The organism is Endozoicomonas acroporae (genome assembly GCF_002864045.1).
GTDB lineage: Bacteria > Pseudomonadota > Gammaproteobacteria > Pseudomonadales > Endozoicomonadaceae > Endozoicomonas > Endozoicomonas acroporae.
In genome coordinates this window covers 50225-62490 of the sequence record NZ_PJPV01000022.1, presented here as the reverse complement: position 1 = coordinate 62490, position 12266 = coordinate 50225, and the positions used below count along the sequence as shown (strand labels likewise).

The 12266-nt window shown below is 49.5% G+C and carries 2 protein-coding genes; both read right to left on the bottom strand.

Going from position 1 to position 12266, the window contains the following annotated elements; translation table 11 throughout:
* Positions 1–5256 (bottom strand): hypothetical protein (locus CX664_RS04170; protein ID WP_145999809.1); only part of this gene is annotated, 5256 nt, incomplete at its 3' end.
* Between the two features lie 66 nt (positions 5257–5322).
* Positions 5323–12135 (bottom strand): hypothetical protein, encoded by a 6813-nt coding sequence (locus CX664_RS04165; RefSeq protein WP_101745515.1) that lies wholly within the window; start codon positions 12133–12135, stop codon positions 5323–5325.
* Positions 12136–12266 lie beyond the last annotated feature (131 nt).

Below are 12266 nucleotides of genomic sequence, written 5' to 3'. Positions count from 1 at the left end.
GGCTGAGCTATCTCTGGAACCAGAAATAACTGTCTGCTTGGCAGTGTCGGGGTTTGTTGTTGTCGTCAGGCTGGATTGCCTGGCCTGTGCAGCGGTTGAGATGGTCGTTGAGGTTGGAGGTGTTGTTGTGCTGTCAGATCTATTGGAGGTTCCTTCTGTTGTGGAGGTTCCTTCTGTTGTGGAGGTTTCAGATGATGCTATTTCCTGGTTTGTCGTTTGATGTATAGCTTTTGTCGTCTGAGTTGTAGTACCTGTTGTTGGCGATGTTACTGATTGTCTTGTTTCTGCAAGTGTTGAGATTTCTGTCAGCGTTGAAGCAGCCGTTGTGCTATCCGGAATACGCGAAGTTCCCTGTAGTCCCGGGCTATCAGACGTTGATTGTGCTTTTTCCTGAGTAGCTGATTGTTGTGTTGTTGCCAGTTCGGCTGCTATGCCTGTTGATGCCGACGTCAATAATGGAGAAACGGCTGAGCTATCTCTGGAACCAGAAGTCACTGTCTGCCTGGCAGTGTCGGGTGTTGGTGCTTTCGTTTGGTTAGATTGCCTGGCCTGTGCAGCGGTTGAGATGGTTGTTGATGTTGGAGGCGCCGTTGTGCTGTCAGTTTTACCAGAGGCGTCTTCTGTTGTGGCGGTTTCAGATGTTGATGATGCTATTTCTTGGTTTGTCGTTTGATGTGTAGCTTTTTTATCAATTGACGTCTGAGTTGTAGTGCCTGTTGCTGACGGTGTTACTGATTGTCCTGTTTCAGCAGGTGTTGAGGTTTTTGCCAGCGTTGAAGCAGCCGTTGAACTATCCGGAATACCGGAAGCTCCTTGTAATCCCGGGCTATCAGACGTTGATTGTGCATTTTCCTGAGTGACTGATTGTTGTGTTGTTGCCTGTTCGGCAGCCGTGCCTGTTGATGCAGGCGTCAATGATGTAGAAGCAGCTGAGCTATCTCTCGAGCCAGAAGTAACTGTCTGCGTGGTGGTGTCGAGGGTTGGTCTGGCAGTTTGGCTTGATTGCCGGGTCTGTGCTCCGATTGAGGAGGTTGGAAGCGCCGTTGTGCTGTCAGATATGCCAGAGTTGTCTTCTGTTTTAGTGGTTTCAGAAGTTGATGACGCTAATTGTCCGGTTGTCGATTGATGTATTGCTTTTGTGTCAATTGTCGCCTGAGTTGTAGCGGCTGCTGGCGATGTTACTGATTGTCCAGTTCCTGTAGGCGTTGAGGTTTCTGTCAGCGGTGAAGCAGCAGTTGCGCTATCCGAAATACCGGAAGTTCCTTGTAGTCCTGTACTGTCAGACGTTGATTGTGTTGTTTGTTGAGTTGCTGATTGTTGCGTTGTTGTCTCTTGGGCCGCCGTGCCTGTTGATGCAGGCGTCAATGATTGAGAAGCAGCTGAGCTATCTCTGGAGCCGGAAGTAACTGTCTGAGTGGTGGTTTCGAGGGTTGGTCTGGCAGTCTGGCTTGAGTGCCGGGTCTGTGCTCCGATTGAGGAGGTCGGAAGCGCCGTTGTGCTGTCAGATATACCAGAGTTGCCTTCTGCTGTGGTAGTGGTTTCAGATGATGACTCTCTGTTTATTACAGTAGTTGATGCCTCTGTTGGTCGGTCAGCGCTGGTTGTACCATCTGGAACAGTGGCAATACCTGCATTTATTTTTTTGCTGTTCTCGGAGGTTGATGACGTCGCTGGTTTAGCAGTTGGCTGTAGCGTGGAGTGTTCTGCAACGATTGCCTGTTTTGCTGGTGGCTGGTTTGGTTTTGCTGCTGAGCCTCGGGAGGTTTGCTTTTCAGGCTGTTTTTTTTGATTTTTTTTGTGTTTGTTAATAGCGTCTTTAATGTCCTTGATCAACTTTCCTAATGTTTTGCCTAATTGCTTTGACACGAGAACACCAGCGCCTGTTCCAACGCCTGTTCCAACGCCTACTCCAGTGCCGCCTGTTCCAACGCCTGTTCCAACGCCTGTTCCAACGCCTGTTCCAACGCTTGTTCCACCGCCACCGCCACCGCCACCTTCACCTTCACCTTCACCGTCGCCTTCTCCCTGGTTACAGCTTCCAACCGACCGTCTGCATGTAACGGCCTTTCTTGCTACTTTCTTTGCAGCTTCCTTTCCAGCTTTCTTTCCAGCCTCTTCAAGGCTTTTTTTCCCGGCTTTTTCTCCGGCTTTCTCCCCCGCTTCTTCTCCAGCTTTCTCCCCAGCTTCTTCTCCAACTTTCTCCCCGACGTTCTCACCTGCGTTTTGAGATAGCCGGTTAAGGACTCTGTCTGCAGCATCCTCGGTGAACTCATTGGCCATTTCTGACAGGCACTCGGGGCAGCGGGCCTTGAATGCTAACAATGCCAGGCCAACCTCTCCGGCAAAGCCGCCGATCCCGCCACCGATTATCCCACCAATACTTTTGGATGCACCACTGCTGCCCTGGCTTTTGGATTTATCGCTGCTGTCCTTGCTTTTGGATTTATCGCTGCTGTCCTCGCCTTTGGGCGCGGCATGGGCCCCGCCGGGTTGTGCTGCAACGGCACCTGCGACCGGCTCTGGGTCAAGCAGGCGGAAGTCTCTTTCGATAGCCAGCTTGACCAGCTCGCCGGCAGTGCTGGTGGCCAGGTCAGTGGTTGCCGATGCTGCACCCTGTGGCTCTGATTGGGCATCGGCATCAGCGGTTTTTTTCGGGGGTGGGGCCTGGTGTTCGGCAATGTTATGCAGTGTTGTGATAGCGTGGGCATTCATCAGCCTGATGTCGTTAAATTTTGAGTTACCGTAGTATTCAACAGGATTCGGATGCGTGATAAATGCAAGGACTTCCCGCATCAGATACACCATGGGCATTTGCGCAAACTTTGCCAGATCTGCTGACTCTGATTGTGACAGGGATTTCAGGTTGATTCTCAGAAGCTTCCGGTTGGCATCATTTTTGAGTGTGTCAAGGTATTTATTAGTCAGGGCTACGGTTCTTTCCTGCTCAAGTGTTTTGAGTCGGAGGCGGTTTTGGGTCAGGATATCTTTAACGGTTAGTGTTGAATCCTTGATCAGTTCCATGTTTTCCAGCGGATCCAGCAAAGAGTTGGTAAGACGACAGAAACCTGTATGGGGAAGGGGGGCAGTCTGAGGTCCGGGGCGCAGCGGTATTCTGTATTCAAGAGCAAATTGCCTTAGCGCATTTGGTATGGCAGTTTTTAGCTGCTCCAGAGTTGTACCGGTAACCGTCGTGACACCGGTATTATTATCTTGAACAGTGAGCCTGAAGAGATTGTTGCTTTTGCTGAAAGCAAAGTAACAGATGTGAGAACTAGCAGGTTTAATCGCAAACTGGACCCATTCAGTACCAAGGCTGTCAACAGGAATCTGGTCTAACATTTTATCGATCAGACTACTAATTGAATTGAAACGGTGCTGTATGTCTTGAATCAGTACCAATAGATCTTCCCCCACATGAACTGCTTTGTCGATCATCTGTTTGATATATATGCTTTCAGCATCCAGGCCCACTGAATCGGGATGGTTATAGGGTAAATTTTTGTCACCGTAATATAATGCATCCTGCAAGATCATTCTGATCTGGATCGGGAATCGACTGTAGTCATAACCAAATAATATTGACTCTGCCAGACTCACCAATGAATTGGTGAACATCCCATAACGACCGGCAATGGCTGTGGCCATTAGATCCCCGGCACACATTCCTTTTCCCAGTTTTGACTTGAATGCCATCTTCAAGGCATCCTGGGCAAATGTTCGTACAATGATATTTTGTAGAGGGACTGAGGCAGCTGCCTTATCGAACAGCGATTGCAAGCCATGAATGTGATTGTTTAAATCCCTGACCTCCTGTAAAAGGTCAAGGTAAGGGTCTTCTGATGCGTAGTTATCTGGGGTAAACTGAACTTTGTTATGAATGGAATTAACACTGAAGGCAATTTGGCCAACTCGGTAATAATCGCTGTTAGCGATGGCCTGTTCAATTTCGGCGTTGTACTTCTGCAGACCTTTCAAAATTGTGCGTTTGCTTTTCATCCATTCAAACATCTCTTTAAATTCAGGGTCATTAGTGATGTTATTGCCATTATACAGGGCTTTGGCGAAGGCACTGCGCCGTTCTTCGAACCCTTTGTAGAATACTTTCATTTCGGTAGCCATTGGCGCTTTCTCAAATTTAATCAGCGCTTTGAGCAGAAAATCAGTCATTTCTGGTAGAATGGTTCTTCTGGTTCTTCTTTTTGTGTCACCCTGGTCGAGGTTCAGGATGTAATTCTTTATTTGATCAGTGAGCTGTTTCAGTTCATTGTCATAAACCGTGGCAACTTTCGGGAAGGATTTTTTAATAGCCTCAGCGAAGGAAGAAACAATTAATACCAGATTGAATAGTTCATACATTTCCACCCTTGCTTCAATACCTGATATTAACTCGAACAAGTCAATCATTGGGTGTGGCCGCTGACTGTAACGGATGTGCGGCAATGGATCATCCGGACGTTGACCGATGATGGTATCGGGCTGCTGAGCGATCCCGGCCATGGTATCGGGTTGCTGAGCTATCCCGGTGATATTTCCCCCGTTATTTTCGGCCGTTGTCAAGAGCCTTTTTTTTTGCTGTTGTTGATAGTCCTCCAGCCTGTCTCTCAGTGACGCCATTAACGTCATTTCCACACTACCGGAAACCAATTGCTTCAGTGGTGGGAGGCCAGTAGTCGGGATAATTGTACTTGTTCCATTGGTCGCCTGGGTGGTGTTTCCCGATTCGGTTATTATTGCCGTTGCTGCACTGTCGTTAGCGGTTGTGTGTGTGGGTATTGATGGCGTGAAGGCACGGGTAGGGGCTGCATGGTCAGCAGCTGATAAGTTGGGTAATGAGACAGTGCTGCCAGTGGTAGAGACAGGCGATAGTCCTGTGGCTTCCGGGCTGACGTCGGTGGTTGTGTATTCTTCGGATAATTTAGTGAGTGGTTTGTTGGCAATGGAATGTGTGTCAGAGCTATTGCCGTTGTTCTGAACAGTGTTCTGATCAGGTACAGAGGGTGGCTTAATAAAAAGTGTATCATCAGGGCGATGCTGGAGGCATTCAGTTAATTTCTTTTGCATTTTTTCTATCTTGCCTTCCAGAACCTTGGTTTCTGCCTGGTTTTTATTAATCAGTTTCTGGACATCTGACTCGGCATTTGTTCGATAAGACAGAAATTGTCTTTTGGTTGGTTGTTCGGATAAATCGTTTTGAACGGTCCTGGCAGTATATGAATTCTGATAAGTGGCTGTCGTGGGTGCTATCTGGTTGCTCATTACCTGTAACCTGTGTCCTGGTCAATTAAAGTGGTTAGTCTTGGAATTGATTGAATAACTGATTTTTCAGCTGGCTTCAGCCGGGTCGCTACGAAAGTCGGCAAATTCCCTGTTCATTTGCCTTGTCACTGCCTGTTGCCACTGACCGGTTGTTTTGCCCTTGAGTTCCTGCAAACTGGTCCTTGCTAGCTGGGCGATCACTTCCTCCTGCAACTGGGCGTCGTTGATCTGGTCGCCGAATACTTGTTGGAATTCCCTGCTGACCAGCGACTTGATGGCTGCGTAACTGTTGAGAATTTCGGTGATGCGTTGCCGGTTGAACTGGTGCAGTCTGACTGGTCGTGGCAGCGCGTTACCCTCTGTGTTGATCAGGCGGGCCCGGTCACTGGCACTGGTGCGCACCGGCAGCAGTGTTACCACCAGCTGATTGAGGCGCTCGGCATCATCCGGATGGGGCTCAATGCCCTGACGCTGGATCAGTGCCGCTGTCTTTATCCGGTTGATGGCCTCTGCCGGTGCCAGATCCATAAAGCGGGACTGGGTCTTATGGTAACGACCGGAGACCAGGCCATTGACCAGTGGCAGGTCGGTGGGCGGTGTGAAGTCGGCACTCTGGCTGGACGTCAGTCGTTGTTCAAAGCGTTTAGCCAGTGAGTCCCGGGTGCCTGCCGATGACGCCTGCTCCAGCCCGAGCCATTGGCCCAGTCGAGTGACAAATCCCTGAGGCTGGCGATTGTGCAGTTGTGCCGCCTGGTCAATAATCTTGTTGGACAGGTGTTGTGGTATATCGTCGTTAATTGTCTCTTTAGATAGTCGGCTTTTGGCCATCGCCTGTAACATAATTCTCGCCAGTTGCCCGGTTGCACCATGGTCAATGGTCTGACCCGTTGACGGGTCATGGAAAATTGGCGTGCCGGAGGCCTGGCTGGTGCCGCGCAGGGAGCCATCGGCCCGGAAAATATGGTCAGGCTGCTGGTGTTGTATGCCCACTGTCGTAGAGGTGAGAACGTTTGACAGGTAGGTTTCCATCACCTTGGCAACGGATGCTTCTGGCAGGGTCTGGACAATGGCCAGATTAATCAGATCGTCCTGGTTCCACTGTGTACTGACATTTTGATCCGGGGTGGTCAGTTCGTTGGCCAGGGCCGACAGTTCTGCCCGCAGTTGTCCGGCCAGGGCCTGGCTGTCAGTCAGTAGCCTCATGCCCGGTGACTGGTCAAGCGGGGAGGTGTGCTTGTCCGTGGTTTGTGGAGCCGTGGTGTGGCTAAGGTGTATGGGGCGATCACTGATTTTGGCGGTCAGCAAGTTGGCCAGCATCAGGTTATCGGTAACCGGATAGTTTGCCGGTGTTATAGCGTTTTTGGCGGTATGGCTATCGGTGCCGGGTTTACTCGCTATGGCCGATGGAGTACTGACCTTGCCGGAAATTGGAACCGGATGGCCGCTGGATTGGCCCGGGTCAGGCTGGACACTGGCCATGCCCCGGGTTTGGTGAGTTGGTGTGGTGCAACTCTCCAGTTTCCTGACAGGGTTTATATTGGGCTGCTGCTGGATACTCTCAAGAAACAGGGTTTGCTCCCGTTGCAAGATACTGGTTAATAACTGATGGTTGTGGGGCCTTTTTTGCCGGGCAAGGATATCACTGTTGAATCGGTCACCAGGCTGTTGTTCCACTGGCCCAGTATTCCCCGGCGGCTGGGAGGCTGCTGATGCCGACTGCCGTTTCTGGCCAGTTGTCCCACGCAGGGACTGGCCCAGGTCGGCCATAAAACGATCAAAGCCGTCGGGTTTGGCTGGCTGTGGTTGCTGCTCGATGGCCTTGAGCAGATGAGCTGTATTCCGCGAGACTACTGCCGGAGGGGAATAGACACCAGACGATAGTCGTAGGATGGTGGCACAGTCCAGCGGTTGTTGGTTGGTGTAGCCCAGGTCTGACAGCATTTGCAGGCGTATATCGCTGAACGTGGCATACATTGTCTGGAACTCGGACATTACCCTGGCGGTGATTAAGGATTGGGCAGTACGATGGTCATTGTCACTGGTCGCAGCTGAGCCCAGGGACTTCATAAACCGGTGAGCATTTTTATAAATATTCAGGAAATTGGTGCTGAATTGTTGATTCAGTTGGTTCAGAGAGTCCCCCAGAAGAATCTCTTTTTGCCAACTGTCTAATGGTTGCCCCAGCGTTGTTGGTGCCCGGCGGACCTTGTTGCGTGTATCGGCATAGGTTTTGGCCATGTCTTTATTGAATCGTAAATGGATCTTTTTGATTATGTTTGTGAAGGGTTTGATGACTCCCGGCAGCTCCCGGTTGTTATCCGATTCTGGCTGTGGCGCAGGCGAAGCATTTGTTGTTGCAGTTGTTGTTGCAGTGTCCGTTGTGTTTTCGGTTGAGTTTGTGTGATCGGAGATACCGGAAGTCTTTTCTTGTGGGGTGCTGTCGGAAGCAGTTGCCGACTGTTGTGTTGTTACCTGTTCGGTAGCCGTGCCTGTTGATTTTTTTGGTGCAGTGGTCAGTGACGTAGAAACAGCTGAGCTATCTCTGGAACCAGAAGTCACTGTCTGCCTGGTGGTGTCGGGGGTTGGTGCTTTCGTCTGGCTCGATTGCCTGGTCTGTACGGCAGTTGAGATGGTTGTTGAGGTTGGAGACACCGTTGTGCTGTCAGCTCTACCAGAGGTGCCTTCTGCTGTGGTGGTTTCAGATGTTGATGTTGCTTTTTCTTGGTTTGTCGTTTTTTGATGTGTAGCTTTTGTCGTCTGAGTTGTAGTGTCTGTTGTTGGCGATGTTACTGATTGTCTTGTTTCTGCAGGTGTTGAGGTTTCTGTCAGCGATGAAGCCGTCGTTGTGCTATCCGGAATAACGGAAGTTTCTTGTAGTCCCGGGCTATCAGACGTTGATTGGGCTTTTTCCTGAGTGACTGATTGTTGTGTTGTTGCCTGTTCGGCAGCCGTGCCTGTTGATGCCGACGTCAATGATGGAGAAGCGGCTGAGCTATCTCTGGAACCAGAAATAACTGTCTGCTTGGCAGTGTCGGGGTTTGATGTTGTCGTCTGGCTAGATTGCCTGGTCTGTGCAGCGGTTGAGATAGTTGTTGAGGTTGGAGATGCCGTTGTGCTGTCGGATCTACCAGAGGCGTCTACTGTTGTGGTGGTTTCAGTAGTTGATGTCTCTTTTGATTGGTCAGTACTGGTTGTATCTTCTGCAACAGTAGCAATATCTGCCTTTTTATTGTTGCTGTTTCCGGAGGTTGATGACGTCGCTGATTTGGTTGTTGGCTCTAGCGTGGTGTGCCCTGCAACGATTGCCTGTTTTGCTGGTGGCTGGTTTGGTTTTGCTGCCGAGCCCCGGGAAGTGTGCTTTTCAGAGTGTTCTTTATGATGTTTTTTGTTTTTGTCGATAGCGTCTTCTATGTCCTTGAACAACTTCCCTAATGTTTTGCCTACTTTCTTTACTATGATAACACCACCACCAGCGGCTGCCCCACCAGCGGCTGCCCCGCCACCGGCACTTGCCGCACCGCCAGCGCCGACTCCAGCAGCACCGACTCCAGCACCCGCTCCCGCAGCAGCTCCAGCTCCAGCCGCAGCTCCAGCACCAGCCTCTCCTGCTCCAGCAGCACCGCCTTCACCTGCTGCTTCTCCGCCAGCTTCACCACCTTCACCTTCGCCGTCTTCTACCTGGTTACAGCCGCCAACCGACCGTGTGCATCTGGCGGCCTGCCTTCCTGCTTTCCTGCCAGCTTTCCTTTCAACCTCTTCAACGGCTTTTTTCCCAGCTTTTTCTCCGGCTTTCTCCCCAGCTTTTTCTCCGGCTTTCTCCCCAGCTTTCTCCCCAGCTTCTTCTCCAACTTTCTCCCCGACGTTCTCACCTGCGTTTTGAGATAGCCGGTTAAGGACTCTGTCTGCAGCATCCTCGGTGAACTCATTGGCCATTTCTGACAGGCACTCGGGGCAGCGGGCCTTGAATGCTAACAATGCCAGGCCAACCTCTCCGGCAAAGCCGCCGATCCCGCCACCGATTATCCCACCAAGAGTATTACCTGATACACCGCTGCTGCCCTGGCTTTCTGGTGTTCCATGGGCACCGCCGGGTTGGGCTGCACCGGCCTGTGCTCCAACGGCACCAGCGACCGGCTCTGGAACAAGCAGGCTTAAGTCTCTTTCAATAGCCAGCTTGACCAGCTCTCCGGCAGTGCTGGTGGCCAGGTCAGTGGTTGCCTGTGCCGCACCTTGTGGTACTGATTGAGCATCGGCATCAGCGGTTTTTTTCGGGGCGGAGGTCAAGTGTTTGGCGATGTTATGCAGTGTGGTGACAGCGTGGGCATTCATCAGCCTGATGTCGTTAAATATTGAGCTACCGTAATGTTCAACAGGGTTCGGATGGGTGATGAATGTAAGGACTTCCCGCATCAGATACACCATGGGCATTTGCGCAAACTTTGCCAGATCTGCTGACTCTGATTGTGACAGGGATTTCAGATTGATGTTCAGAAGTTTCCGGGTGGCATCATTTTTGACTGTATCAAGGTATTTTGTCGTCAGGGCGTTGATTCTTTCCTTGTCAAGTGCTTTGAGTTCGGAGGGGGGGAGGGTCATGATATCTTTAACGGTGAGTGCTGAATCCCTGATCAGTTCCATGTTTTCCAACGGATCCAGCAGCGAGTTGGTAAGGTGAGCGAAACCTCTTCCGGGAACGGGGGCAGTGTGAGGCCCGGGGTGCAGCGGTATGTTATATTGAAGAGCAAATTGCTCTAGCGCATTTGGTATGGCTGTTTTTAGCTGCTCCAGAGTCGTACCGGTAACTGTCGTCACACCGGTTATAATATCTTGAACAGTTAGCCTGAAGAGATTGTTGCTTTTGCTGAAAGCAAAGTAACAGATGTGACCGTAAACAGGAGAGTCAACAGGAGAGACCGCAAATTGGACCCATTCAGTGCCAAGGCTGTCAACAGGAATCTGGTCTAACAGTTTATCGATCAGACGACTAATTGAATTGTAACCGTGCGATATGGATTCAATCAGCAACTCTAGATCATCCCCCACACGAACTGCTGCGTCGATCATCTGTTTAATATATATGCTTTTAGAATCCAGGCCCACTGACTCGGGATGGTTGTACAGTATCTCGTCGTTTCCGTAATATAATGCATCCTGCAAGATCATTCTGATCTGGATCGGGAGTCGACTGTAATCGAAACCAAATAATATTGACTTTGCCAAACTCACCAATGAATTGGTGAACATCCCATAACGACCGGCAATGGCTGTTGCCATTACATCCCCGGCACAAAATCCTTTTTCCTTCTGTGAATTGAATGCCAGGTCCAGTGCATCCTGGGCTAATGCTTCTAAAATGAGCTCTTTAAGAGGGACCGAGGCAGCTGCCTTATCGGTCAGTGATTGCAAGGCATGAACATTATTGAATTCTAACCTCCTGATCTTCTGTAAAAGGTCAAAGTAAGGATTTTCTGATGCGTAGTTATTTAGGGTACTTTGTACTTTGTGATGAAGTAAATTAACACTGAAGGTAATTTGGCCAACTCGGTAATAATTGCTGTTAGCGATGGCCTGTTCAATTTCGTCATTGTAGTTCTTCAGCCCTTTCATAATTGTGATTTTGTTTTTCATCCATTCAAACATCTCTGAAAATTCAGGGTCATCAGTGATGGTATCGCCATCATACAGAGCTTTGGCGAAGGCATTGCGTGTTTCTTCGAAGCCTTTGAAGAATACTTTCATTTCATTAGTCATTGGCGCTTTTTCAAATTTAATCAGCGCTTCGAGCAGAGCTTCAGTTAATTCTCTTGCAAGCGTTCTTCTGGTTCTTTTTCTTTTGGTGTCACTCTGGTTGTGGTTCAGGACGTAATTATTTATTTCATCAGTGAGCTGTTTCAGTTCATTGTCATAAACCCTGACAACGGCCGGAAAGGATTTTTTAATAGCCTCGGTGAAGGAAGAAACCATTAATACCAGATTGAATAGTTCATACATTTCCACCCTTGCTTCAATACCTGATATTAACTCGGACAAATCAATCATTGGGTGTGGCCGCTGACTGTAACGGATGTGCGGCAATGGATCATCCGGACGTTTACCGATGATGGTATCGGGCTGCTGGTCGATCCCGGTCATGGTATCGGGTTGCTGAGCTATCCCGGTGATATTCCCCCCGTAATTTTCTCCCATGAGCCTGCTTTTTTGCTGTTGCTGGTAGTAGTCCACCAGCTTGTCTCTCAGTGACGCCATTAACGTGATATTCACACTACCGGAAACCAGCTCCTTCAGTGGGGGGAGGGCAGTAGTCGGGATAAGTGCACTTGTGGCGTTGGTCGCCCGGGTTGTGTTTCCTGGTTGGGTTGTTATAGCCGTTGCTGAACTGTCGTTAGCGGTTGTGTGTGGGGGTATTGATGATGTGGTATGGGCTGTATGGTCAGCAGCTGATAAGTTGGGTAATGGGGTAGTGCTTGCAGTGGTAGCGACAGGCGTTAGTTCTGTGGTTTCCGGATTGACGTCGGTGGTTATGTATTCTTCAGATATGAGTCTGAGCGGTTTGTTAGCAATAGAATTTGTGTCAGAGTTATTGCTGTTGTTCTGGCCAGTGTTCAGACCAGGCACAGGGGGTGGCTTAATAAACAGTGTATCATTGGTACGATGCTGGAGGCATTCAGTTAATTTCTTTTGTATATTTTTTATCTTGCCTTCCAGCACCTTTGTTTCTGCCTGGTTTTTGTTAATCAGTTTCTGGACATCTGACTCGGTATTGGTTCGATAAGAAAGAAATTTCTTTTTGGTTGATTGTTCGGATATGTCGCTGTGAATAGTTGCAGCAGTGTATGCATTCTGATAAGTGAATGTTGTTGGTGCTATCTGGTTATTCATTACCTGATACCTGTGTTTTGATCAATTGGCATGAAACAATGTGTTGGCCATTTTTGTTATGATTTTTTCTGGCAGATAAACGGATAAATCAGGTGCTATTGTTTTTTGTAATAATTCAGTACACGGCAAAG

What these genes read in the sequence shown, in the direction of transcription:
- CX664_RS04165 (WP_101745515.1), bottom strand. Translation starts at nt 12,135, where the DNA reads ATGAATAACCAGATAGCACCAACAACATTCACTTATCAGAATGCATAC.